Source organism: Geobacter anodireducens (assembly GCA_001628815.1).
GTDB classification, from domain to species: Bacteria; Desulfobacterota; Desulfuromonadia; order Geobacterales; family Geobacteraceae; genus Geobacter; species Geobacter anodireducens.
The window spans coordinates 1,249,769-1,275,735 of sequence record CP014963.1 but is presented as its reverse complement, the minus strand read 5'-3'; the positions used below and the strand labels follow the sequence as shown (position 1 = coordinate 1,275,735).

General features: G+C 64.8%; 11 protein-coding genes and 9 pseudogenes. 6 read left to right on the top strand and 14 right to left on the bottom strand.

The annotated features are described in order from the left end of the window. Nucleotides 1–10: 10 nt before the first annotated feature. Nucleotides 11–1,788 (bottom strand): annotated as a pseudogene (locus A2G06_05795) (potassium transporter TrkA). A gap of 313 nt (nucleotides 1,789–2,101) precedes the next feature. On the opposite strand from A2G06_05795, the pseudogene A2G06_05790 reads away from it, so the two are divergent. After that, nucleotides 2,102–4,852: pseudogene (locus tag A2G06_05790) on the top strand (cation transporter). Between the two features lie 68 nt (nucleotides 4,853–4,920). Here the strand turns inward: A2G06_05790 and A2G06_05785 are convergent. From A2G06_05785 to A2G06_05725, 13 genes and pseudogenes are all read right to left on the bottom strand, one after another. Further along, on the bottom strand, nucleotides 4,921–7,605 hold the full coding sequence (locus A2G06_05785; protein ID ANA39924.1) for a hypothetical protein: 2,685 nt from the start codon (nucleotides 7,603–7,605) through the stop codon (nucleotides 4,921–4,923). A 118-nt stretch (nucleotides 7,606–7,723) separates the two neighbouring features. Continuing rightward, nucleotides 7,724–8,167 (bottom strand): universal stress protein, encoded by a 444-nt coding sequence (locus A2G06_05780; protein ID ANA39923.1) that lies wholly within the window; start codon nucleotides 8,165–8,167, stop codon nucleotides 7,724–7,726. 209 nt (nucleotides 8,168–8,376) lie between these two features. Beyond that, nucleotides 8,377–9,129, bottom strand: coding sequence for a trehalose-phosphatase (locus A2G06_05775; GenBank protein ID ANA41605.1), 753 nt, complete (start codon nucleotides 9,127–9,129; stop codon nucleotides 8,377–8,379). 14 nt (nucleotides 9,130–9,143) lie between these two features. Further along, a pseudogene (locus A2G06_05770) lies at nucleotides 9,144–11,386 on the bottom strand (trehalose-6-phosphate synthase). 114 nt (nucleotides 11,387–11,500) lie between these two features. Further along, nucleotides 11,501–11,896 (bottom strand): Na+/H+ antiporter subunit G, encoded by a 396-nt coding sequence (locus tag A2G06_05765; GenBank protein ID ANA39922.1) that lies wholly within the window; start codon nucleotides 11,894–11,896, stop codon nucleotides 11,501–11,503. Beyond that, the gene (locus tag A2G06_05760) at nucleotides 11,889–12,164 is read right to left on the bottom strand and encodes a cation:proton antiporter (GenBank protein ANA39921.1); all 276 of its coding nucleotides are present in this window, start codon (nucleotides 12,162–12,164) and stop codon (nucleotides 11,889–11,891) included. The genes A2G06_05765 and A2G06_05760 overlap by 8 nt, the downstream gene beginning before the upstream one ends. Then, a complete protein-coding gene (locus A2G06_05755) occupies nucleotides 12,161–12,634 on the bottom strand; it encodes a cation:proton antiporter (protein ID ANA39920.1) in 474 nt (157 codons plus the stop codon). The genes A2G06_05760 and A2G06_05755 overlap by 4 nt, the downstream gene beginning before the upstream one ends. After that, nucleotides 12,631–14,144, bottom strand: a pseudogene (locus A2G06_05750) (NADH/ubiquinone/plastoquinone). The gene A2G06_05755 and the pseudogene A2G06_05750 overlap by 4 nt, the downstream one beginning before the upstream one ends. Continuing rightward, entirely contained in the window at nucleotides 14,141–14,506 is a 366-nt protein-coding gene (locus tag A2G06_05745) for a cation:proton antiporter (protein ID ANA39919.1), read from the bottom strand. Before A2G06_05745 ends, A2G06_05750 begins: the two are co-directional and overlap by 4 nt. After that, nucleotides 14,507–14,914 carry a cation:proton antiporter gene (locus tag A2G06_05740; GenBank protein ANA39918.1) on the bottom strand — a complete coding sequence of 136 codons (408 nt, stop codon included), beginning with the start codon at nucleotides 14,912–14,914 and terminating at the stop codon, nucleotides 14,507–14,509. Between the two features lie 3 nt (nucleotides 14,915–14,917). After that, nucleotides 14,918–17,211, bottom strand: a pseudogene (locus A2G06_05735) (cation:proton antiporter). Nucleotides 17,212–17,292: 81 nt separating this feature from the next. Then, complete coding sequence (locus tag A2G06_05730; GenBank protein ID ANA41604.1) at nucleotides 17,293–18,063, bottom strand: serine/threonine protein phosphatase; 771 nt, start codon at nucleotides 18,061–18,063, stop codon at nucleotides 17,293–17,295. 59 nt (nucleotides 18,064–18,122) lie between these two features. Next, nucleotides 18,123–19,717 (bottom strand): annotated as a pseudogene (locus tag A2G06_05725) (hypothetical protein). Between the two features lie 214 nt (nucleotides 19,718–19,931). Between A2G06_05725 and A2G06_05720 the strand changes: the two are divergent. The 5 genes and pseudogenes from A2G06_05720 (at nucleotide 19,932) to A2G06_05700 (ending at nucleotide 25,884) form a co-directional block, all read left to right on the top strand. Next, a pseudogene (locus A2G06_05720) lies at nucleotides 19,932–20,932 on the top strand (hypothetical protein). Between the two features lie 50 nt (nucleotides 20,933–20,982). Further along, nucleotides 20,983–21,246: pseudogene (locus tag A2G06_05715) on the top strand (hypothetical protein). 157 nt (nucleotides 21,247–21,403) lie between these two features. After that, a pseudogene (locus tag A2G06_05710) lies at nucleotides 21,404–22,451 on the top strand (mechanosensitive ion channel protein MscS). A gap of 1 nt (nucleotide 22,452) precedes the next feature. Further along, the gene (locus A2G06_05705; protein ANA39917.1) at nucleotides 22,453–22,701 is read left to right on the top strand and encodes a hypothetical protein; all 249 of its coding nucleotides are present in this window, start codon (nucleotides 22,453–22,455) and stop codon (nucleotides 22,699–22,701) included. Nucleotides 22,702–22,917: 216 nt separating this feature from the next. After that, nucleotides 22,918–25,884: a maltooligosyl trehalose synthase gene (locus A2G06_05700; protein ID ANA39916.1), complete on the top strand. Its 2,967-nt coding sequence runs from the start codon at nucleotides 22,918–22,920 to the stop codon at nucleotides 25,882–25,884. Nucleotides 25,885–25,967: the final 83 nt, after the last annotated feature.

Below are 25,967 nucleotides of genomic sequence, written 5' to 3'. Positions count from 1 at the left end.
GGCCTCCTGGTTAAAAGGGCCAGAACCTGGGGATGAAGATCGTCGCCAGTATCCAGAAGAGGATGTTGAGCGGCGTGCCGACCCGGAGATAATCACTGAACCGGTAACGCCCCGGTCCGTAGATGAGGGTGTTGGTCTGGTAGCCGAAGGGGGTCATGAAGTCAAGGGACGCCGAATAGGTGATCGCCATGATGAGAGGACGCGGATCGACGTCCAGTGAGTCGGCGGTGGCGAAAACGATCGGTATCAGCAGGGCCACGGTGGCATTGTTGGAGAGCACCGCGGTAATAAGGGCCGAGAAGAGGTACAGGGTTGCCACCATTGCCGTCGGCCCCGCGCTCCCCACGGCGGAGACGATGAACTTCGACAGGAACAGGGCTGCCCCGCTCTTTTCCATGGCAACGCCGAGGGTGACCACTCCGGCCATGAGCATGATGACCTTCCACTCGACCGCTTCGTAGGCCTCGTCCGGCGAAAGGCAGCCGGCAAGCACCATGACGATGCACCCGACGATGGCACCGGTCATGATGGGGATCACGTTGAGGGCGGCAGCCGTCACCACGGCCGTCACTACGGCAAGGGCGATGGCGGTCTTGCGCTTGCGAAAGACCGGTGCCTGCACCTCGGAGATAACGACAAAGGTGCGGTCCAGGCGCAGCCGCTCGATTTCCCGGGGAGCCATGCCGAAGAGGAGGACGTCGCCGGCCCTCAGCACGGTCGTCTCCAGGATCTCCCGCATGACGCGCCCCCGATGCCTGATGGCAAGGGCAGTGACACCATAGCGGGAGCGGAACCGGGCCTCTTTGAGGCTCCGTCCGTCGAGGGTCGAGTTTGGGGCGATCACCGCCTCCACCAGGGTAGTCGCCTCCGGTTCTCCGCCCGCAGCGCCCTGATCGAGCTCCTGCTTCAGGGCGATACCCCGGCGCTGCTGGAGCTTGCGGAAGTTTTCCAGATCACAGATGACCTTCAGATGGTCCCCCGCCCGGAGCACGATCTGTTCCTGAGCGTTGTCGAGCCGGCGCCCGTCCCTGAAGACCTCCACGCTCTTCAACTCCAACTCGTGCAGCAGCGGCGATTCGGCGAGCACTGCGCCCACCGAGCGGGCCTCGGGCTGGATGATGATCTCGGTCAGATAATCGCCGGACCGGAGCCGCCTCTCGCCATTATCCTCGCCTCCCCGGTCGGGAATGAGCCGCACCCCTGCCAGGAGCATATAGAGAGTCCCGGCGCAGAAAAAGACGAGCCCCATGCCGGTCAGCTCGAACATCCCGATCGGGGGAAGTCCATGGCGCTCGATAATGGAGCTGACGAGGATGTTGGTGGATGTGCCGATGAGAGTGCAGACCCCGCCGAACATGGATGCAAAGGAAAGGGGCATCAGGAGGCGGGAGGCGCTGGTATGGGTGTCGCGGGCCACGCCGAGGACGATGGGGAGGAAAATGGCTACGGCCGCCGTATTGTTGATAAAGGCGGAAATGGTCCCGATGAAGAGCATCATGCGCCAAGAGCCAGCCAGGAGCTCTTCCGCCCGAGGCGGGCCAGTGCGCCCCCCACCGCATTGACGGCGCCGGTCCGGTAGAGTCCTGCCGAGAGGACGAACATGGCCCCCACGGTAACCGTGGCCGGGTTGCTGAACCCGCCGATGGCCTCCGCCGGGGTGATAATGCCGGAGAGGAGCATCGTTGCCATGAGGATCAGGGCAACGATGTCGACCGGAAGCCGCTCTGTGGCGAAAAGGATTATCGCGGAGACGACCAGTCCCAGCACGATCATGATTTCCATGGTCACCGATGCACTCCCGAACGAAAGGCCGCGCGCCCTCTTTGATCGTTTCGTTCTCCGGCCTCCGTCGGCCGGTGACAATAAACTATACCAGAATGGACGCAATCGGCTTCATGAGAGACCGGTTTTTCAGGCGGTGCGTTGCGCAACGGCATCTCCATGCTAGAATCGAATCGACACTCCACGGGACTCCACCACGGATGCCGACCATGCCGTCGCGCTCCCCCGGTGCCCCATCTGCGGACTTCCCCGTTGCCAGCACCTCATTTCGCCAGCCGAAGCGGGACGTGATCTCTGTCACTGCAATTGAGAGGGTCATGTGCGGAAACAATCCGGATTGACCGGCACATCGAATAACAGCGCGCCCAGACCGGACGGACCGTCGTGGCATGCCTTGCCGGAGCAGGACGCATTGACCAGGCTGCAGTCAGGCCCCACCGGGCTGACGGCGGCCGAGGCGACGGAGCGGCTCCGGCGGGTCGGTCCCAACATTCTGTCCCGCACGGGGAGCGACGGCCCCCTGCTCCTGCTCTGGCGCCAGATCAACAACCCCATCGGCTGGCTCCTGATCGCCGCCGGCGCCCTGGCCCTCGCCCTGGGCAAGCCCACCGACGCCATGGTGGTGTTCGGCGCGGTGGGGATCAACGCCTTTATCGGCTTCATCCAGGAATACCGGGCCGGCAAGGCCATCGAAGCCCTTTCCGCCATGATCCCGGAGGCGGCCACGGCCCTGCGGGAGGGGCAACCCGTGGCAGTGCCGGCCGAGGATCTGGTCCCCGGCGACATCGTGACCCTCCAGAGCGGTGACAAGGTCCCGGCCGACCTGCGCCTGATCCGGGTCAAGAATTTCCTGGCAGAAGAAGCGGCTCTCACGGGCGAGTCCCTGCCGGTGGCGAAACATACGGATCCGGTGGCGCCGGACGCCCCGCTGGGAGACCGGGCCTGCATGGCATACAGCGGGACGCTGGTGGTTCAGGGGACGGCCACCGGAGTGGTGGTGGCCACGGCGAACGGTACGGAACTGGGGAGGATCAATGCGCTGCTGAATCAGACCGGGCAACTGGAGACCCCCCTCACCCGGCAGTTGGCCACGGTGAGCAGCGGGATCACCGTGGCCGTGGTGGTCGTGGTGACGGTGCTGATAGTCTTCGGTATCTGGATCAAGGATGCGCCGACGGGCGAGGCGCTCATGGTTGCCGTTTCCCTGGCCGTGGCCGCGATCCCCGAGGGGTTGCCGGCGGTCATCACCATCTGCATGGCCATCGGCGTCAGGCGCATGGCCGACCGCCACGCCGTGGTCCGCCATCTTCCGGCGGTCGAAACCCTGGGTTCCACCTCGGTCATCTGCTCGGACAAGACCGGCACTCTCACCCGCAACGAGATGACGGTGCAGGTGGCTTGGCTGGAAGGCCGCGAATACCGCTTCTCCGGCGTCGGCTACGCGCCGGAGGGAGATATCGAGCATGACGGCATCCGCCAGGCGGATATCCCGCCGTCACTGGCGGACCTTCTGACCTGCGCCGTGCTGTGCAGCGATGCCGCGCTCCACCCGGAGGGGGACGGCTGGGCCATCACCGGCGACCCGACCGAGGCCGCCCTGGTGGTTGCCGGCCGGAAAGCGGGGCTGGACGACCACGAGCTGCGCACCCGCCACGGGCGCCTGGACGTGATCCCCTTCGAGTCGGACACCAAATTCATGGCCACCCTCAACCGGCTGGACGGCGCGCACCGCATTCTGCTCAAGGGCGCGCCGGAGATCGTTGTCGAGCGGTGCGCCCTTGATGAAGCGCAGCGGCGCCTGATCCACGCAGCCATGGACACCTACGCCCGCCAGGGGATGCGGGTGATCGCCCTTGCCGGGAAGGATGCCGGGCGGACGGAGCAGATCTCCCCGGCGGACGTGGCAGGGGGGCTCGCCTTTGCGGGACTCCTCTGCATGATCGACCCGCCGCGGACCGAGGCCATGGATGCCATCCGGGCCTGTCACGGGGCAGGCATCACCGTAAAGATGATCACCGGCGATCACCCGGTGACGGCCGAAGCCATCGGCCGTCAGTTGGGGCTGCTGCAGGACGGGCAGAACGCCGTGGAGGGGCGCCGGCTGGACGGGCTCACGGATGCGCAGCTTCAGGAGGTGGCCCAGGCGACCAACGTCTTCGCCCGGGTGGCGCCGGAGCACAAGATCCGGCTGGTGGAGGCCCTTCAGTCCCGGGGATACGTGGTGGCCATGACCGGGGACGGGGTGAACGACGCCCCGGCCCTGAAGCGGGCCGACATCGGCGTGGCCATGGGGATCACCGGCACGGCGGTGTCCAAGGAAGCGGCCAAGATGGTGCTCATGGACGACAATTTCGCCTCCATCGCCGCGGCGGTGGAGGAAGGCCGTCGAGTGTACGACAACCTGATCAGGTCTCTGGCCTTCGTGCTCCCCACCAACCTGGGGCTGGCTTGCACCCTGTCCCTGTCCATGTTCTTCTTTCCCACCATCAGGGTCGACGGGGTCAACGAACTGCTCACGGCCATGTCCCCCAGCCAGACGCTCTGGATCAACCTGGTGGCGAGCGTTGCCCTGTCGATCCCCCTGGCCTTCGAGGTGCTGGAGCCCAACGCCATGCGGCGCGCCCCCCGCTCTCCCGACGAACCGGTCTTTTCACGCTTCATCGTAGCGCGCCTGATCATCGTCGCGGCCCTGATGGCCGCCGGGGGCTGCGGCCTCTTTCTCTGGGAGTACTTCCGCATCGCCGGCCCCGAGCCGCTCACGTCGGCCCGGCATGCCCTCGCCCTGGCCGAGGCCCAGACCATCTGCGTAACCGGCATTACCTTCTCCCAGATCTTCTACCTGCTCAACTGCCGGTCATTGCACGACTCCCTCTTCTCCCAGGGGGTCTTCAGCAATCCATCCATATTCATCGGCATCGGCATCCTGCTGCTGTTGCAAGCGTGCTTCATCTACCTGCCGCAGTTGCAGGCCGTCTTTGGCACGGCCCCCCTCGACGGCAGCTCTTGGCTCTATGCCATGCTGGCGGGGGCAGCCGTCCTGCCGGCCATCTCGCTGGACAAGTGGTTCAGAAGCGTCGCCGGGGCTAAGGGATGCATGCGGACGGGTTCAAGCCCGCGGTCCCGTGTACCTGCCCCCCTTCACCGGGCCAGTTGCTTCAGTACCTGCTGCAGTTTCCGCAACTCCTCGCCGTAGCCGGCCCAGTCCCCCTGCCGCTGCAGGTTGGTGGCCCGCTCGAAGATGCTCATGGCCTCCCGGGCCAGGTCGCCCGTTGAGGACTTCCCGTCCTCAGGGGCTGCCGCAACGCCGGCCACCGGCGCCCGTTTCCCGCCGAAGATCCGCTGCAGGGCCAGTTCCAGGCTCTCCTCCATGACCACCTCGTCACCGTAGGCAACGATGACCCGCCTCAATTCGGGCAACCCAGCCTTGTCCGCCGCGGCCAGGAACAGGGGCTGCACGTAGAGCAGCGACTGTTCGATGGGGATCACCAGCATGCTCCCCCGGATGACCTGGGAGCCGCGCTGGCTCCAGAGGGTCAGTTGCTGGGAGATGTGCGAGTCCTGGTTGATCCGCGCGTCGATCTGCTTGGGCCCGTAGATGAGCCGGTCACGGGGGAAGGTGTAGGCCAGGAGCTTGCCGTAGTTCTCGCCGTCGCAGCGGGCCGTGAGCCAGGCGGCCAGATTGTCCCGCTTGGAGGGGGTGAAGGGCAGGAGCAGGATGTACTCCTCCCGGGTCTCCCCCGGCAGCTTCATGACCGTGTAGTAGGGCTCCATGGGCGCTTCGCCCAGCACGGGGATCTCCCAGAGGTTCTCCCGGTTGTAAAAGACCTTGGGATCGGTCATGTGGTAGGTGGCGAACATGGCTGCCTGGACCTGGAGGAACTGGTGGGGGTAGCGGATGTGACCCCGCAGGTCGGCCGGCATGACGGACAGGGGCTTGAAGAGTCCCGGGAAGATCCGGGCGTAGACCTTGATCATGACGTCGTCGGGATCGCTGATATAGAAGTCCAGGGTGCCGTCGTAGGCGTCGATCACCGCTTTCACCGAGTTTCTCATGTAGTTGATGCCGCCCCTGAGCGGCTTCGAATAGGGGAGCCGGCTCGAATGGGTATAGCCGTCGATGATCCATTTGAGGGTGCCGTTGTCGGCCACGACCAGGTAGGGGTCACCGTCGAACCGGATAAAGGGGGCCACCGTCTTGACCCGCTCACCCACGGTGCGGTAGTAGAGGATGCGGCTCTGGTCGGTAATGTCGGACGAGAGGAGGATTTTCTCCGTTTTGAACCGGACGGCGAACAGGGCCTTGCGGAGCATTGAGTCCAGCGCCACCCCCCCCTTGCCCCCGTAGGCCGTATTGATGTTGCCCGTGGCGGTCGGATAGCTGAATTCCGGCACCCTGGTCCCGACGATGACATAGTCGTTGGAGAGCTCGCCGTAGTAGATCTCCGGTCGCGTCACCCTGATGTCGGCCAAGCTGACCGCCGGGATATCCTTGATGAAGAATTCCGGAAGCCCCTCCTTGCTGATCCTGCTGACCGGACCGACGGCCAGGCCGTTGCCGTGGGTGAAGATGAGCCGTTCGTTGATCCAGTTTCTGCTGGGGAGATCGTTGTAGGAGAGCTCCCGCGGCGAGAGCATCACCTGGGTGTACTGGCCGTTCACCAGGTACCGGTCGTTGTCCACGTCGAAAAACTTGTAGTAGGTCCTGATCTGCTGCAACTGGCTGTAGGTCTTGAGGAGCGGCCCGTGATCCCACAGCCTGATGTTCCTGATGGTGGCGTCGTTCTGTGCGATGTCGGCGGCCGACAGGTTGAGTTCCACATCAAAGGGAACGGTTTTGATCTTGTCCAGGTCATAGCCGAGCCGGGTGAACTGGATGGAATTGGCGATGTAGGGGGTTTCCAGGGCCAGTTCGTTGGGGGCGACCTTGAATTTCTGCAGCAAGACCGGATACCCCGCGATGCCGATGCCGTAGACGGCGGCCACGATGATCGGCGGGATCAGCGCCGGGCGCCAGGCTCCCTTCCAGATGCCGAACGCCACCACGGCGCCGGCAAGGGGGGTGCCCAGGGCGAGAACCCGGTAGAGTGGGAGCCGGGCGTTGACATCCACATAACCGGCGCCGTGGAAGGAGTTGCCGCCGGCAAGGAGGAGTTGCACGGCTTCCAGGTAAAAGCCCGCGGCCAGCGTGAGCGAGAAGATCCCCAGCAGAATGGCCAGGTGACGCCTCACCGCGCCGTCCACATCGGCCCCCCGCTCCGACAGGGCGATACCGCCGCGGAAGAAGTAGACCGCCCCGACCATGACGCCGGTGACGAGCACCGTGAAGGCGGCAAACCCCTTCACATGCTCCAGCAGCGGCAGGCTGAACAGGTAGAACCCCAGATCCTTCCCCATGATCGGATCGCTGGTGCCCACCGTGACGCCGTTCGCGAACAAAAGCAGGTTCTGCCACTGCAGGGCGCCCCACCTGCCGGCAAGAAGCGACAGGACAAGGGCGGCCAGGATGCTTAGGGGTTTCGCCATCTGCGCCATCTCGTCGCGCTGGAGGCGGTAGACATTGCCTCCCTCGAAAAACACGCCGCGGGGGGTGAGGGGGAAGGAGGCCCGGTTCGCGAAGTGCAGATTGACCATGGTGAACGCGAACATGAAGAGCCCTGAGGCGAGCCCGGCCCCGATCTTGGCCGTGAGCGCCGTCGTGAACACTTGGGTGTAACCGGTTTCCCGGAAAAAGAGCCAGTCGGTGTAGAAGGTGATCAGCGACAGCGCGGCGGGAAGGACCACGAACACGGCGGCAAGAATGAGAAGAGATCGGTTTTTGACCATCAACAAGCTCCCTTGGGTGATATCTATGTGCAACAGAGCCGTGATCCGGCTGTTCGGCGATGACGTCCGGCGCGGGAGGATCTGGCCGCAGCATCACTGAATCCGCGGTATGGCTCCTTCAGGCCCCCCGCACGATCTCCACGGAGCAGGGTGCATGAAGTGCAACGGCCAGGGATACCGAGCCAAGCAACAAACGCCTGACCATGCCATATCCGTGGGCCCCGACGACGATCAGGTCCGCGCCCCAGCGCTCGGCTTCGGTGAGAATGGCGTCCTTGGGGCGTCCCGCCAGCAGTGCCGAGGTAACGCTTAATTCCGGCGCCCGTTGCTCGAATTCGGCCGTTACCGCGTCAAGGCGCTCGATTGCAGCAGTTTCCTGACGACTGATGATGTAGTCAAAGGCCGTAGCCTGGTCGCCCTCACCGCCCAACAGGTTCGGCTCAACAGGAGAAAGCACGGTGATAACACGGACCTCGCTCCCCGGGGGCCACGGACGGCGGCATACTTCCATGGCCGCGGCATCGCTGCTGGGTGAGCCATCGAATGCAAGGAGAATTTTCATTCCGTCCCCTCCCTTCCTTGTCCGAAATCGGGAATGCCATGAAAAGACGTGCCGATACGATACATCGCCATCAGGCCGATCGTGGGCATTATTTCATAACAACTCGAAATACCATGCCTTTACCAGAATTATCCCGTAACGGGTTTCAACTTCTCACGGGCATGGGCGAGGATGGCATCCGGCAACCGCCCCCGTGCACCGGGAACCTTTCAGAACGTGGCCAGAACCTCATCAAGCAGAGAGGCCATCTCATCCTGTCCCCGGATGAAGTAGCGGGCCGCGGTGCCGGCAGAGCTCCCGACCCGAACCCCGAAGATGGCTTCGTCGCCGAGGCGGAACACGTCCTCGTCGGTCACGTCGTCACCGACAAAGAGCGCGCGGGCGTTGCCGAGATGGCGCATGATGCGACGAAGCGCGTCCCCCTTGTGGGGCGCGGCCGCCGGCACGAGATTCTCGACCTCCTTGCCGGAAACCCGCCGGGGCGCGGGCACCAGGCGGGAGACGGCATCCAGGATGCGTTGATGAGCTGTCTCGCGGGCAGGGGCGCTTCGGTAATGGAGCGACAAGGTGGCCCCCTTGTCCTCCATGACGATGCCGGTGCCCTCCCCTTCCGGCAGAAGGGCCCCCAACTGCGTCCTCCAGCCGCGGCAGAGGCTGACGAATCCGCGCTCCGCGGCATCGGCGCCGGGAAGCCCCTCGGCACCATGGTTTCCCACCAGGAAGCGGGGCTCGAAGCCGAGGTGCCGCGCCGCATCGGCCCGGGCACGGCCGGTAACGACGGCAACGGATGCCATGCCGTTCAGGCGGACCAGGCGCTCGTGCACGTCTGGCGGGATCATGATCCGTGACGGGTCGGCAACAATGGGGGCCAGGGTGCCGTCGAGATCAAAGGCGAACAGGGTGGACCGGTCGACGAAATCCCGCAGCTCTTCGCGGCCGGCATGGCTGAACAGATAGGTCATCCCGTGATCCCCGGTCATGACTCGCCCCCGATCCGGGCGGCCAGCCTCTCCCGCTGGCGGACCCGCGCCGCATCCAGCAGCATCCGGCCAGCCCAGCGGTAGACGTTGAAATCGCGCACCAGCGAGCGCATGCTCCGCATCCGCTCACGTTGTTCGTAGTCGGGCATGGTGAGGGCCCGGTGAAGGGCCTCGGCGGTCTGTTCCACATGGTAGGGATTGACGATCAGGGCCTCGTGCAGTTCGTGGGCCGCGCCGGTGAACTGGCTCAGAACCAGGGCTCCCCGCTCGTCCTCCCGGGCCGCCACGTACTCCTTGGCCACCAGGTTCATGCCGTCGTGGAGGCTGGTGACCATGCAGACATCGGCGGCGCGGTAGTAACGGTTGACCTGCTCGGGTTCGTGGTGCTCGGCCTTGAGGATGATGGCCGGGCGACCGTCACGGCTGAAACGCCCGTTGATCCGCTCCGCGTGGGAATGGACCCGCGCCTCGAATGCCTGGTACTCCTCCAGGGCCGACCGGCTCGGCGCGGCGATCTGGACAAAGGTGAAGCGCCCCACCAGTTCGGGGTGCAGTTCGAACAGCCGCTCCACCGCCATGAATCGCTCCGGGATTCCCTTGGTATAGTCCATCCGGTCGACCCCGACCCCGATCAGGTGGTCCGGGGGAAGCCCCAGCTCACCAAGGATTTCGCTCCGCGTCACGTCCACCGGCGGCAGGGTCCCCTGCCAGGCCGGCGGCCACTGGATGGAGATGGGGTAACTCTCCACCATGGTCAGTTGGCCGCGGCGGGAAATGGTGGACGATTCATGCTCGATCCGGGTCTCCAGGTAGCGATCCACCGTCTCCAGGAAGTTCTTGCAGTGGTAGGGCGTGTGGAAACCGAGGATGGTGCTCCCCAGCATCCCCTTGAGCAGTTCCTCCCGCCAGGGGCAGATGCCGAACGACTCCGGGTTGGGCCAGGGAATGTGCCAGAAGGTGATGATGGTGGCCTTGGGCAGGGCCTTGCGGATCATAGCGGGCAGGAGCGCGAAGTGATAGTCCTGCACCAGCACCACCGGATCGTCGCTGTCCGCCTCCTTGACCACGGCGTCGGCGAACCGCTGGTTGATCCTGACGTACTGCTGCCAGTCGCTGGTGCGGAACACCGGGCGCACGTGGGCGATATGGCAGAGGGGCCAGAGCCCTTCGTTGGCGAATCCGTAGTAGTACCCCTCTTCCTCTTCCTTGGTGAGCCAGATCCGCCGCAGGTTGTATTCGGGCTTGTGGGGCGGCACCCGGACCCGGTCGTGGACGTCGACCGTCTCCCGGTCGGCTGAGCCGCTGCCATGGGCGATCCAGGTTCCCGAGCAGGCCCGCATGACCGGCTCCACGGCGGTGACCAGGCCGCTGGCCGGACGGTGGACCTCGATGCTGTCGCCCTTTCTGTCATGGATATAGGGTTCACGGTTGGAAACGACCAGGATCCGTTCCCCGACCAGATGCTTGTGCAGAAGTGTCCGCAGAGCCTCTGGGCTCCAGGTGATGGTGGCGTCGTCGGCGAAGCGGCGCTCGGCATCGAGGGCGCGCAGGAGCGCCTTCAGGTCTCCCACCAGGGGTTGGAGTTCGGAGCTGGGGGCCTGCGGGCTGAACGGGCGGAGGATTCCCTCGCCCCGCAGCATGGCGCGGACCCCCTCCACCCAACCGCGCCAACTGAGGTGGGCGACGAATACCGTAATAAGGGAGATTACCACGCCAAGCACCGCAAAAAGGGCGATCACGTACTTGCGCGTGTCAGCGCTGCGACGCTCCACGAAGCTCATGTCGTGGACCAGGATCAGGGTGCCCATCGATTTCCCTTCAGCCCCAATGGATGAAGGGAGACATGGACCGCCCCCTGGGGAAGATGGCGGAGCGATCCCTCGGTCCCGTCCTCCGGCCGGGCAACCGACGAACAGTCGAGCGAATCGGGGAAGGTGGGAGTGCTGTAGCGCAGCACTCCGTTGCCGTCGCAGTAGCCCAATGCCAGCAGGCGCTCATCCTGAATGGCCCGAAGCAGGAGCGTATTGATCTTTGTCCGGTCTCCCTGCGGCAGCAACTCGGCAAGAGGTTCCCGGAGGGTGCCCGCGATGAGCCGGGAGCGGATGTCCAGGTCTCTGATGAACCAGTGAAGGGTCAATCTGTCCACCAGCGGCACCACCGCGTAGGCCAGCAGCGCCAGCGCCACGGCCAGCGGAATGATGAAGCGTAATGACAAGCGCAGCGATCGTAGTGAAATCATGCAGACTCCTTATCCTTTTCCCTGATCAGCACTGATCTTCCGACGACCCTCCCCCACCCCGGCCTCCCCGCACGGGAGATGGGGAGTTTGGCAAGGGTAGCGGAAGACTTGATGCTAATCGGGTCCTTTTCTGACACCGGAATCGGCCGGGCCGCCGTCCCCGGCGCCATCGTCCCGCGAGCACCGCTCCCCCGAGGACGCCAGGTCGTCCCGGACGCTTTTCTCCCAGAGGGGGACCCCGCTGAAATAGGCGCTCCGGCCCAGCATGTGGGCCGCCACCGGCGCCGTCAGGACGATGAAGACGATAATGGCGGCGATCTTCCCGGTGACGGCGGCGTCGTCGAAGAAAAGCGCCACCCCTGCCAGCATGAGGCTTACCCCCAGGGTGGATGCCTTGGTGGCCGCCGAGAGCCGCACATAGATGTCAGGGAACCGCACGATGCCGATGGCGGCCACCACGGCGAAAAAGGTCCCCCCGCCCAGGAGCATGGCGATGATCGTGTCACGCACCGCCGCCGCTCCGGTGCAGATAGTAGGCAAAGGCCACGGTCCCCAGAAAGATGACCAGGGCGAGGACGATGGCCGCGTCCAGGTAGGCGTGCTGTCCGGTAGCCACAGCATAGGCGGCGGACAGGGCGATGATGAGGGTCGCCATCAGGTCCAGGGCAACCACCCGGTCCGGCAGGCTCGGCCCCCGGACCAGCCGCACGAAGGCCAGCACGATTCCCCCTCCGAGCAGGGGAAGGACCACATAACTGACAAATGCGTCGAGGGTCACCGAAACACCTCCCTGACCCGGCGCTCAAACCCCTCCTTGATCTCCCTCACCAGGGCTTGCGGGTCGTTTGCATACATGGCATGGACATAAAGGGTCCGCCGGTCGTCGGCCAGGTGAAGGCTCAGGCTTCCCGGCGTAAGGGTGATCACGGTGGCGAGCACGGTAATTTCCAGGTCGCTCTCCACATCCAGGGGCACCGCCACGATGCCCGGGGTCATATGATGGCGCGGCGTGAGAACGTCGTGGGCCACCCGCAGGTTGGCCAGCACCAGTTCCCGGCAGAAGAAGGCAATGAAACCCGCCACGGCCCGCACCCTGGCGAGATAACCGGTCGTGCCCCGTCCCCGGCGGGCAATCCAGAGCACGAAGAACCCCACGGCCACGCCAGTGAAAAACCCGCCGGCCGTGTAGGTGCCGGTAAGGGCCATCCAGGCCAGGGCCAGAAGGATATTGGCAAGAAACGGGGTCACGGTTTCGCCCCCAGCACTGCAGCGATATAAAGATCGGGATTGAGCAACTGATCGGCCGCTGCCAGGGAAAGCCGGAATACCGGCTCCGCCCCTACCCCCATGACCACCGTGGTCAGGGCCAGGAGCAGGGCCGGCATTCCCAGGAGCAGCCACGCCCTTCCGGCGACGTGGGGATGGTAGAGGACGCGGGGCTCCCCCGGCGGCACGGGACGATCCTTCCAGAACGCCTCGGCCCAGATCTTGGTCATGGAGAAGAGGGTCAGGATGCTCACGGCCAGGGCCGCGGCCACCACCACGTACCGCCCCTCCAGAAGGCCTGCCCGCACCAGGGCCAGCTTGGCCCAGAAACCGGACAGGGGCGGAATGCCCGCCAGGGCCATGGCCGGCACCAGAAAAAGCATCCCCACCAAGGGGCGCCCTCGTAGAGCCCTCCCAGTTCACCCAGTTCCGTGGTGCCGGTCAGCCGCTTCACGATGCCGGCCACCAGGAACAGGGCCGACTTGGCCGCGATGACGTGGACCATGAAAAATACCGTGCCAGCCAGCGCCAGGGGGGTCAGGAGGCCGAGCCCCATGACCAGATAGCCGATCTGGCTCACGATGTGGAACGAGAGCAGGCGCCTCATCTCGTGCTGGGCCACGGCTCCCAGGACCCCGGTCACCATGGTGAGTCCGGCCGCCGCCAGAATCAGGGCCTGGCCGGCCTCGGCCTCCTGGACGAAAATCAGGGTGAATATCCGTACCAGCACATAGACCCCCACCTTTGTCAGCAATGCCGAAAAGATGGTGGTTACCGCCACGGGCGGGGTGTGGTAGGAGGCAGGAAGCCAGAAAAAGAGCGGAAACACCGCCGACTTGATCCCGAAGGCAGCAAAGAGGAGCGCGGCGATGACCGGCACGGTGCCGCCGTGGGGGACCTCCCTGAGCTGCCTCGCCAGGTCCGCCATATTCAGGGTGCCGGCCATTCCGTAGAGAATGCCGATCCCGGCCAGGAAAAAGGCCGAGGCGATCAGGTTCAGGGCCACGTACTTGATGGCCCCCTCCATCTGCTCCCGGCGCCCGCCAAGGGCCAACAGGACGAATGAGGCGATGAGCATCACCTCGAACCAGACGTAGAGGTTGAACAGATCCCCGGTCAGGAGCGATCCGCAGACCCCCAGCAGCAGCACTTGCATGAGGGGATGGTACCCCAGGGACTCGTGCTCGATGTCGGCGCTCGCCAGGGAGTAGACCGCCACCGCCAGCCCCATGGCACCAGCCACCACAACCATGACGGCGCTGAACAGGTCGGCCACCAGGGTGATGCCGAAGGGGGCGGGCCAGTTCCCCGCCTGGACGCTGACCACCCCCTGGCGCTGCACGATCGCGAGGAGCCCCACCCCTGTCCCCAGGAGCGCCATCGTGCCGCAGATGCCCAACAGCCGCTGCACCCCTCGCCGGTTCCAGGCGAGAAGCCCTGCCACAGCCGTGGCCAGGGGAATGATGAGGGGAAGGAAGAGAAAAAGTTTCATCCATTGCTCCGGGGATCGGTATCGGTCGTGGTCATCTCGTCCAGGTCATCGGTGCCCACGGTCTGGTAGACCCGCTTGATCAGGACCAGGGCAAAGGCCTGCACCCCGAAGCCGATGACGATGGCGGTCAGGATCAGGGCCTGGGGCAGCGGGTCGGCCACCGGCGGGACCGGCTCGGTCCCGCCGACCGGCACGTAGGGGGGCCGCCCGCGGGTGAGGCGCCCCACGGTGAAGATGAGGAGATTGGCCGCATTCCCCAGAAGCGCCAGGCCGAAGATCATCTTGACGATGCTCCGCCGCACCATGAGGTAGAGCCCTGCTGCGTACAGCCCGCCGATGACGATTGCCAGAACGCTTTCCACCTATTCCTCCATCAGGCTGAACACGATCATGAGCGCCATCCCGGCCACCACCAGATAGACTCCCGTGTCGAACAGGATCGGCGTGCCGCCATGGCCGATGACCGGCACCGGCAGGATGCTCCAGAGCCCCGTGAGAAAGGGAAGCCCCAGGGCCAGGGGGATGAGGCCGCTCACCAGGGCGGTCAGGAGCCCCACCGCCACCAGGCGACGCGGCTCCACCCGGAGCACCCGCCGGGCCGCGGCCACGCCATGGGCCAGGGCGTGGAGGGCAAAGGCGGCCGCGGCCACGAGCCCCCCAACGAACCCCCCGCCCGGCTCATTGTGCCCGCGCAGGAGAAGAAAGAGCGAGAAGAGCAGCAGCAGCGGCAGGAGAAGCCGGACCGCGGTTGCCAGAAAGAGTGATTGCATGGCCTAGCCCCCCTCTCTGTCCCGGGCCTTCATGAGGCCGTAGACCCCCAGGCCCGCCACGGCCAGAACCGTGATCTCCCCCAGGGTGTCCAGTGCCCGGAAATCCACCAGGATCACGTTGACCACGTTGCGGCCATGCCCCGCCGGCATGCTGTGTTCCAGGAAATAGGAACTGATGTGGGGGACCAGGGTCTGGGACACCGCCAGCAGGACCAGCACCGTCATGAAGCCGCCAATGGAGCAGGCCACCAGGATATCCCGCATCCTCCCCGCCGGCCGCGAGAGCAGCGAGAAGCGCGGCAGACGGTAGAGCACCAGAACGAACAGGACAATGGAGAGGGTCTCGATACAGAACTGGGTCATGGCCAGGTCCGGTGCGCCGAAAAGGATGTAGACCAGGGCCACCCCGTACCCCGCCGCGCCGAGCCCGGCCACCGCCGCCAGCCGCGAGGTGGTCGTCGCCGCCGTCAGGGCCCCGGCCATGATTACGCCGGCGGCGAACCATTCGTGGAGCCCGCCGTCCGGCCGGGGAAGCTGGCGCGGGAACTCCCCGCTCCGGAACATGGCCACGGTCATGAGAAACACCGCGGTCCCCACCACGGTCATCAGGTAATAGCGGAGCCTGCCGTTTTGAAGCATGCGGGTCTGCCGTTCGGCCAGGGCGATCATTCCCGCGAGGAGGAGCCCGTAGCAACGCTCGGGTCCCCAACCCGTACCATCACCAGCGGGGAGGCGACGAAGCACCCTCTCCCGGGCAAGGGCGATGCCGACGCCGGCTGCCACGGTGGCCGCGCCCAGGAGGAGGACCGGAGTCACGCCGTGCCAGAGGGCCAGGTCCACCGGCACCGATTCCCCCCGCACCGCGACCACTGCCGGCTCCACCAGCCATTGCCCAACCAGGCCGGGGAAGACGCCGATCACGAACCCCAGCAGGGCCGGCACCAGGGGAGGAAACCAGAGGAGCGGCTCCACCCGGTGATGGTGCAGATCCGGATCGGGCCTGCGCCCGAAGAAGGGGAGATACCCCACCAGGACCGCCACCGCCACGGTGAAGGCGTTGCCGATGAAACCGGCAACGGTCACGAACCCTGCCGCCAGGGGCGCCTGGAGCTTGGCCTCGTAGAGGAGTTCCTTGGCGATGAACCCCACCAACGGCGGCACCCCGGCCATGGAGAGGGCCGCGAGCCCCGCCCCGGCGGCGACCCACGGCATGGCCCGCGCCAATCCGCCGAGCCGCGCCAGGTCCCGGGTGCGGCGCCGTGGTCCACGGCTCCGGCTGCCAGGAACAGGGCACTCTTGTAGAGGGCGTGGACCATGAGAAAGACCATGGCGGCCGTGGTGGCGGCCGGGGTATGGAGCCCCAGCAGCAGCGTGAGGGTCCCCAGGGCGCTCACCGTGGAATAGGCGAGGATCTGCTTCAGGTCGCTCCGGAGCAGGGCCACCCCTCCGCCCGCCACCATGGTGGCTCCGCCCGCCACGGTTACCCACCAGAACCAGGCATCGGTCCCCCCCAGCACCGGCGAGAGGCGCGCCAGGAGATAGATTCCCAGCTTCACCATGGTGGCCGAGTGGAGATAGGCGCTGACCGGCGTGGGCGCCTCCATGGCGCCGGGAAGCCAGAAGTGGAAGGGGAACTGGGCCGACTTGGTGAAGGCGCCGGCCAGGACCAGAAGGAGGACCGGCAGATAGAGCCCATGGCTCCGCACCAGTTCGCCCCTCTGGAAGATCGTGGCCAGGTCCGTACTCCCCGCCGCCTGCCCCAGCAGGATGAATCCCGCCAGGAGCGCCAGCCCGCCGGCGCCGGTCACCAGCAATGCCTGGAGTGCTGCCTTGCGCGCCGCAGCCCGGCCGTGGTCAAAGCCGATCAGGAGATAGGAGCAGAGGCCGGTCAAATCCCAGAAGACGAACAGGGTAATCAGATCACCGGCCAGGACCGTGCCGAGCATGGCGGCCATGAACGCGAGGATCAGGCCGTAGAAGCGCCCCAGATGGTGGTGGCCGTGGAGGTAGGAGGAGGCGTAGGCCACCACGAGCACGCCGATGCCGCTGATGATCAGGGCGAACAGGAGACTCAGGCCGTCAAGGGAGAAGGAGAGGTCGACCCCCAGGGACGGAATCCACTCGTAGGCGGTTCGGAGCGCTCGTCCAGACGCCACTGTCCCGGTTTGCATCCCGAAGAAGCAAAAAAGGGACAGGGGAACCAGGGCGCAGAGCCACCCGCCCCACCGGGGAACCCGGCGGTGGATCAGAGGGGCGGCCAGAGCGGCCCCGAATCCCGAGAGAATGGCATAAATCATAGGAATAGCCCCGTTGTCAGCGGAGTGCCCGCGTACTCCATGCCCACCGCGAAGCAGGCGGCGGCAGGGGAACGGCCCGGTTCAGGCTCCTGTCCCGGGTTCCCGGATGTCGATCACGATGGCGCTGCAGTCGTCATCGGGCGGGTCGCCCGCCCCGAAGTCCCGCAACGCGGCGGCAAGCTCGTCCATGAACCGGATGTAGCTCCCGGCCGTGGTTTTGAGGAACGCGTCAAGCCGTTCGGCCCCGAAGGTCTCGGTACCATTGGACGCATCGAGGATGCCGTCCGTATAGAGGAGCAGGCGGTCCCCCCGCTCGAACCCGAAGAAACCGGTCGTCACCTCGGCTTCGGCAAAGAAGCCGACCGGCGGCGACGTGGACGCAAGACGGTGAAGGCTGTTCCGCCTCAGCACCCGCGGCGGGACGTGCCCGGCGTTCACGTACTCCATGCGCAGGGAGGCGGGGTCGATGATCCCCAGGAACAAGGTCGATGAAAAATGATGATCCAGTTCCACGCCGTGGTCGGCGAAACGGACGAGGAACCGGTTCAACTGGGACACCATGCTGAGGGGGTTGTCAACGGTCAGGGCGCAGTGGTGCAAAAAACCGTAGACCAGGGACATCACCACCGACGACTGGATGTCGTGGCCGGTTACGTCGCCGATGAACACCATCTCCCGGCCGTCGGGCATGGAAATGAAATCGAAGTAATCGCCCCCCAGCGCGGTCGCCATCCGGTTCATCACCCCGATGCATCCCCACCTGCAGGCTGGCGGGGTCTTCGGCAGGAGCAACTGCTGGATGCGGCTCGCCACGGCCACGCCGTCCCCTGCCGGGTGTGCCTGTTCTGGCATGCATCCCCCACCCTTTTCCGTTACCATGCAAGTCTCCCCCCGTAAGTTGCCACGCGGAGCTACCGCCGCACCACCACGACCGATGCTCCCGTGTCCGCACCGCTCCCGGGCCGGACATGCACCCCGACGTTGGCGGCCGGCACACCGAGTTCCTCCATCAGATAGCGCTTCAGCCGGTCGGCATGCCGCCTGCCGTCCTTTCCCCCCGCCTCCACCCTGAACGAAAAGGCCCCGGGACCGCCGGGCAGCCCCTTGACCAGCGCCATGGCCGCCAGGCTCTCCCCGGAGGGTCCCCCTTTTCGTCAAAGGTGACCGGAGAAAGGAACGGTGCCAGCTCCACCCGCAGGGACACCGGCACCTGCAGCCTGCGCTCCAGGACCCGGGCAAGCAGTAGCCGTTCGTCATCGGTGAGGGGGTAATCCCGCCGGATAACGACGGACACCTGGGCCGGCCCCGGTTTTTCGCCGAAGCCCAGCCCCATGTCCTGCACGGCAAAGGGGGCCATGAGCGCCTCCAGCTCAGTCCGGACATCCCTCAGCAGGCGGGACGCGGATGCCTGAACCACTGCCGCGCTCTCGTCCCTGGCAGACGCAGGCTGGCCCCCGGGAGAGACGGCCGGCAGCTCGGCCTTCGGCTCGATGGAACCGGCCGTCACCATCACCTGCTCCAGGTTCAGATCTGCCTTCCGTCCGAGAAACGCGCCTATCTCCTTCTCGATCTCCTCCTCGGCCTTTTTCTCAAAGGGCCTTACCGTGTTGACCGTTACGTTCACGCTGATCCCGCCGTTTTTCTCCTCTACCGAGAATCCGGTCACCCTGGAATGGGCTTCCTTCTCCAGGTGCATCTTCAACACCCGTTCCACCCGCTTGGCGAGCTTCACCGTGCGCAGGTCGCTCACCAAGGTGTGGACGAGCGGGATGGACAACAGCGCAAGCACCGTGCCGAGGATCAGGAGCCGCTTGCGGGCCGGGTATGCTTCCTCGGAAACCATGGAGCTACGGAAGTTGAAGAGGAAGAACACCAGGTCGGCCGTCAGGACGATGGCCACGAAATTGGTGAAGAACAGCAGAAATCCGCCGAGCCCAAGCAGGGGATGCCCGCTGCCCAGGCCGAAACCGACCACCGACAGCGGAGGAATGACCGCGGTGGCCACGGCCACTCCGGTCGCGGTGATCATGTAGTTCTTCTTGGTGCAGAGGGCAATGGCCCCGGCCGTGCCGGCCAGGACGGCCACGAAGAGATCATAGACATTGGGCCGGACCCGACTCATAATCTCGGCCGTTGGCTCCTTGAGCGGGGACAGGAGCGTCGCGAACGCGGTCAGGGCAATGGTGAGTCCCACGCTCACGGCAATGACCCGGAGCCCCCGCCTCGCCAGGGCCAGGTCGCCGATGGTGAACGCCAGGCCAAAGGAAAGGATCGGCCCCATGAGGGGGGAGATGAGCATGGCTCCGATGACCACGGCCACGCTGTTGGTCAGAAGCCCGAGCAGGGCTATGAGGCTCGCCAGGAGCAGCAGGGACACGTAGCTGCCGGTAAGCTCGGCCCCTGCCACGGCGTTTTTGATGATGGCCCGGTGGTCGATCCCGGAAGTGCGCTCGGCGATGTACTCGCGCAGGCGTTTTATCCTGTAGCGGATGTAGGCGTTCGGCACGGCGCTCCTCTGCCGTCGTCTCAGACAGCGCTATTCAGCGTTCTCTAACAGTACCAGCAATTCCCCCTCACCACAACCGACGTGTCGGACTCCGCCTCAGTTCAGACACTTCCCCGGAATCCTCCCGTTCCGCAGCCGTCTGTCCGCTGCCCCTTTGCACGCTGTAGCATTGCCTGTTATTCTTGGTATCCAAACTAACCGGGAGGCGTACCGAATGATCCGACACCTGACCTGCTCTTTCCTGTTTCTGAGCCTTGCCGCCGCCACGGCCCGGGCCGACGAGATCAGGCTGAAAAACGGAGACCGCCTGAACGGCGAAATAATCAGGATGGAAAAGGACCGCCTCACGGTGAAGCTCCCCTACGCCGACGACAAGGTGCGCATCGACTGGAAGCAGGTGGAGTGCATCGCTTCTGAACGCGACCTCACGGTGGAGCTCTCTGACTACGAAGTCCTCGTCGGGCCCGTGACCTGCACTGACGGCGCCATCCAGATAAAAAGCTCCCGGGCCGGAACCTCGAATCCCATATCCCTCAAGGAACTCCGCACCGTGAATCCGGCCACCTACCACGGTTTCCTGACCGCCGGCGGAAGCATTGCCACGGGTAACACGGATACCAAGGCGGCAACGCTCTCGACCCTGTTCCAGGTGCGGACGAAACGCCACCGGTTCACCGTGGAGGCCAAGTACGCCTACGGGGAGGCCGACTCGCGGACCACTGTCCGCAACTCCCTCGGCAGTCTCAAATACGACTTTTTCACGACCGACAAGGTCTACACCTACGCCCAGACCCTGCTGGAAAAGGACTCCTTCGCCAACCTCAACCTGCGCAACACCGAAGGCCTCGGCGCCGGCTACCAGTTCTTCGACGATCGTGCCCTCAGCCTCTACGCGGAGGCCGGCATTTCCTACTTCAACGAAGACGTCATCGTGGGAGAAGACCGGCAGGATGCCGCGGGGCGCTGGGCGGCGGGCCTCGAATGGGAGGCGGTCCCCGACAGGCTCAAGGTCTTCCACCGCCAGGAAGGTACTACACCCCCTCGGTGTCCGGGGTCACGCTCAGGGCTGACCAGGGGGTGCGAATTTCCCTGGTGAACGACATCGCGGCCAACCTGGAGGTGGATTATCGTTTCAACAGCAGACCGGAAGCTGGGAAACGCAACTCGGACCTCCTCTTCATCATGGGCCTCACCTACCAGTACGATTACTGGTGACAGCCGGCCCGGGGGACGCTTCATCCCATCCGCCACAAAAAGGAGGCACCATGAAATCCGCTCTGACCCTCGCCATCGCCCTGACCGCGCTGATGGTGACCTTTTCGCTCCAGAACGCTCAAACCGTACAGGTCCACTTTCTCGGCTGGTATTTCGAGGGGGCCCTTGTTCTCGTCCTCCTCATGAGCTTCGCCATGGGTGCCCTCACCATGTACCTGGCCTCGCTCCCGGCACGCTTCGCCCGCAACCGGCAACTGGCGGAGCAGCGGCGTCAACTGGAGGCATGCACCCGCTCGCTCGACCGGCTCCAGTCCGCTCATCCTGGCGTGAAGCACCGGACGCATAACCCCTCCCGACCGCGTGCCGCCAATGCATGCGACCGCGCAACAGCCTGAATTTACGGCATTACCCGCAACAACGCTCCCTGACGGTTGATTTGCACACGAGGTATTTATAGAATTGGAAAATTCTATGACTATCCTAGCCGACATACATAGTGCCGCACAGGCGGCGGTAATGCTCGCGGCCGGCCTGCTGGCCGGACTCGTGCTCGACAAGGTGGTGCTTCGTCGCCTGGAGGTCATCACACAACGCACGCCGTGGGAGGGGGACGAAATCGTCGTCGAATCCCTGCGGGGGCTACTGCTTTACTCCGCCCTCCTGACGGGACTGTACGCCGCTGCGGCGCAGTTCCCGCTGACGGCCGGGCTGCAGAGACTGACGGACAACATGTTTCTCGTAACCATCATCCTCATCGCCACGCTCTTTTTCATGAGACTGGCTGCGGGCTTCGTGACCCACTATGCGAAAAAGGCCGTGCTGCCATCCATCTCCATCTTCAGCAATCTGGCCAAAGTCATTGTCTTCTCCATCGGCGCCTGATCATCCTCCAGTCCCTCGGCATCTCCATAACGCCGGTTCTCACCGCCCTCGGCGTCGGCGGCCTCGCCGTGGCGCTTGCCCTCCAGGATACCCTGTCGAATATTTTCTCAGGCTCCACATCATCGCCACCCGCCAGGTCCGCCAGGGGGACTACATCCAGCTCGCCAGCGGCGAGGAAGGATACGTGACTGATATAACCTGGCGCAACACCACCATACGGACCCTTCCCAACAACATGGTCATCATCCCCAATACCAAGCTGGCCAGCGCCATCGTCACGAACTGCTACCTGCCGGACCGGGAACTGGCAGTTCTCGTTCAGGTGAGGACAGGCTACGGGAGCGACCTCGAACAGGTGGAAAGAGTAACGGTGGAGGTCGCCAGAGAGCTCATGCGTGAAGCCCAGGGGGGTGTTGCCGGGTTCGAGCCGTTCATCCGGTATCATACCTTTGCCGATTTCAGCGTCAATTTCACCGTGATCCTGAGGGGACAGGAATACGTTGATCAGCACCTCCTGAAACATGAGTTCATAAAGAGGCTCCACCGGCGCTACGCTGCGGAAAAGATCGAAATCCCCGTCCCCATGCACGCCGTTCGGCTGCAGCAGGGGGAGTCGCTTCTCCGGGAGGAGGCCTGACATGGCGCAGTGGCGCCTGGATATCGGGGCGACTCCCGTCGCCGGGAGGGGCCACTTCAGGGTATGGAACCCCCATGTCGATTCCGTGGAGGTCATCCGCTACGCCGACGGCGAGGACGCATCGTACCCCCTCTCCCGGGTGGTGGACCCGGACGCCTTTGCCCCCTACTTCACCGACCGCTACCGCTCCCCTGGGGATATCCCGTCGACTTCGACGGACCCGGCAGCGACGGAGTGCGCCACTGCCTGATCGCCAACGCCCTCCACTGGGTAAGCGAGCACCATCTGGACGGCCTGCGGCTCGATGCGATCCACGGCACCTACGACTTCAGGGCCCGGCAGCACCTGGCCGGAATACCTCGATGCGGGGGCCGGTGGGGCCGGGCTCGTCCTCGCCCCCGTCAGCGTCACCATCAATGGCAGCGGATAATGCCCGCTGACCGGCCCGGCTCCAAGGGAGTGCCCCATGAATCAGACAAACCCTGCCAATGCACGCATCCCCACGGCAACCTATCGCCTGCAGTTCAACGGCGGTTTCCGGTTCTGCGATGCGGCGCGGATCGTCCCCTATCTTGACGCCCTGGGAGTGAGCGACATCTATGCCTCCCCCTTCCTGAAGGCCCGGACCGGAAGCATGCATGGCTACGATATCGTCGACCACAACCGCCTGAACCCCGAACTGGGCAGCCGGGACGACTTCAACGCCTACTGCGCGGCGCTGCAGCGCCACGGCATGGGACAGATCCTCGACTTCGTGCCCAACCACATGTGCGTGGAAGGAGGCGGCAACGACCGCTGGCTCGACCTTCTGGAAAACGGCCCCAGCTCCGCCCACGGGGATTTTTTCGACGTGGACTGGGCGCCGGTCAAGAAAGAACTGACCAACAAGGTATTGATCCCGGTCCTGGGGGACCAGTACGGCAGAATCCTGGAAAACGGCGAGCTGGTTCTCTCCTTCGAGGAGGGAGGGTTCTTCATCAGTTACTACGAACACCGCTTTCCCATCATCCCCAAAACCTACAGCCCCATCCTCACCCATCGGCTCCACGAGTTGGAGCGGCTGTTCCCCGCCAACCACGAGGCATACCGGGAACTCCTGAGCATCGTGACCGCCATCGGCCACCTCCCCTTCTACACGGAGCTGGAGCCGGAGCGGGTCCGTGAGCGCTACCGGGAGAAGGAGGTGATCAAGCGGCGTCTCTTGGTCCTTTGCGCCGAAAACTGGCCCATAAAGGAATTCATCGATGAAAACGTCCGTATTTTCAACGGAGAGAAAGGGAATCCCCACAGCTTCGACCTGCTGGACGGGCTCCTGCGCCAGCAGGTCTACCGCTTGGCCCACTGGCGCACGGCCACGGACGAGATCAACTACCGCCGGCTCTTCGACATCAACGCCCTGGGTGCCATCCGGATGGAAAAACCGCGGGTCTTCGAGGACACCCACCGCCTGGTCATGGAACTGGTGCGCGAAAACGCGGTAACCGGCCTGCGGATCGACCATGCCGACGGGCTCTATGACCCCACCGAGTATTTCCGGCGGCTCCAGCGGGCCTGCTTCCTGGAAAGGCGCCTGGCAAGCCTCGGCAGCTCCGGTGACCAGTCCCCGGGCGCCCTGGCCGAAACGATCCTGCAGATGTACGACGAGATGCTGGAGGTTTCGCCCCAGACCATGCCCTTCTACATCGTCGGCGAAAAGATCCTCATGAAGAACGAACGGCTCCCCGAGGACTGGCCGATCCACGGCACCACCGGGTACGAATTCGCCAACGCCGTGACCGGCCTCATGGTGGACACCCGCAACGGACGGGAGTTCGATGCCATTTACGCCCGGTTCATCCAGGAGCGGCCAAACTTCGCCGAGATCGCCTGCCAGAAGAAGAAGCAGGTCATGCGTTTCTCCATGGGGGGCGAGATCAACACCCTGGGGCACCACCTGAACACCCTTTCGGAAAGTAACCGCCACACCCGCGACTTCACCCTCGGCAGCCTCATCAAGGCCCTGATGGAGGTGATCGCCCACTTTCCCGTCTACCGCACCTACACGGCCAGCCGCAAGGTGGCGGACCGGGACCGCCAGTACATCGAATACGCCGTGGCCAAGGCCAGGCGGCGCAACTCGGCCATGAGCGAATCGATCTTTACCTTTATCGAAGATGTCCTTCTGCTCCGTTTTTACGACAACACCGGAAAGGAAGAGCAGGAGCAGTGGCTCGACTTTGTCATGAGGTTCCAGCAGCTCACGGGACCGGTGATGGCCAAGGGGCTGGAGGACACCGCCTTCTATGTGTTCAACCGGCTCGTCTCCCTCAACGAGGTGGGGGGAACGCCCGAGCGGTTCGGTCTCACCCTGGAGGCGTTCCACGGCCAGAACATCGAGCGGGCCCGCAGCACCCCTTTCGCCATGCTGGCCACCACCACCCACGACACCAAGCGGAGCGAGGATGTCCGGGCCCGGATCAGCGTGCTGTCCGAGGATCCGGCCGCCTGGCATGACTGCCTGATGCGCTGGAGCCGGATGAACCGCGGCCACAAGGTGACCGTGCAGGGGGTCAAGGTGCCTGACCGGAACGAGGAGTACCTCATCTACCAGACCATCGTGGGCGCATGGCCCGCGGATGAATTCACGGACGGGGAGTATGGCGTGTTCGTCGGCCGGATCAGGGAGTACATGCTCAAGGCCATGCGGGAGGCCAAGGTGAACACGAGCTGGATCAACCCGAACCCGGCCCACGAGGAAGCGGCCCTGCACTTCGTCGCCGCCATCCTCCGGGACATCCCTGCCAACGGTTTCCTGGCCGACCTGCGCCGGACGCTCCCACCCCTGGTCCGCTGCGGCATGCTGAGCTCCCTCTCCCAGACCATTCTCAAGGTAGCTTCCCCCGGCATCCCCGACATCTACCAGGGGACCGAGCTCTGGGACTTCAGCCTCGTGGACCCGGACAACCGGCGGCCGGTGGATTTCGAGAAGCGAATGGGCATGCTGGCGGAATTGCAGAGCATCGAACGGGAACGGGGGGCACTCGCCTTGGCGCGGGCGCTTCTCCAGACCATGGCCGACGGAAGAGTGAAGCTCTTTTTAACCTGGAAGTCCCTCAACTACCGCCGGGAGCACCGCTCCCTCTTCGAGGCCGGCAAGTACCTTCCCCTTGAGGTGCTGGGGGAGCGGAGCGACAACGTCTGCGCCTTCGAGCGGTACAGCGACGGGGAGACGGTCATTGCCGTGGCGCCCCGCTTCTTTACCCGGCTGGGGACGGAGGCCTGGGGAGATACGCGGCTCGTGGTCCCCTTTGAGAGCGCCGGCCGCGCCTACCGCAACGTCCTCACCGGAGAACGGGTCGTAACCGCACTGCGGGAGAGGCGGACGGTCCTCCCCCTGACCGCGGTGCTGGCGGATTTCCCGGTGGCGCTTTTGGAGGCGGTGGGGGATGAGTGACAATCACTGAATAGCGCGAAGGGACGGAGAACACACAACAAATACGCTGTGCTGCATTTGCGTGCCGTCGGTCCGGCACGCGA

Excerpts from the sequence above, each read along its gene's own strand:
- A2G06_05740 (ANA39918.1), bottom strand. The coding sequence starts at position 14,914 with ATGCAATCACTCTTTCTGGCAACCGCGGTCCGGCTTCTCCTGCCGCTG.
- A2G06_05730 (ANA41604.1), bottom strand. The coding sequence starts at position 18,063 with ATGCCAGAACAGGCACACCCGGCAGGGGACGGCGTGGCCGTGGCGAGC.
- A2G06_05705 (ANA39917.1), top strand. The coding sequence starts at position 22,453 with ATGGCGCAGTGGCGCCTGGATATCGGGGCGACTCCCGTCGCCGGGAGG.
- A2G06_05785 (ANA39924.1), bottom strand. The coding sequence starts at position 7,605 with ATGGTCAAAAACCGATCTCTTCTCATTCTTGCCGCCGTGTTCGTGGTC.
- A2G06_05775 (ANA41605.1), bottom strand. The coding sequence starts at position 9,129 with ATGACCTATCTGTTCAGCCATGCCGGCCGCGAAGAGCTGCGGGATTTC.
- A2G06_05780 (ANA39923.1), bottom strand. The coding sequence starts at position 8,167 with ATGAAAATTCTCCTTGCATTCGATGGCTCACCCAGCAGCGATGCCGCG.
- A2G06_05700 (ANA39916.1), top strand. The coding sequence starts at position 22,918 with ATGAATCAGACAAACCCTGCCAATGCACGCATCCCCACGGCAACCTAT.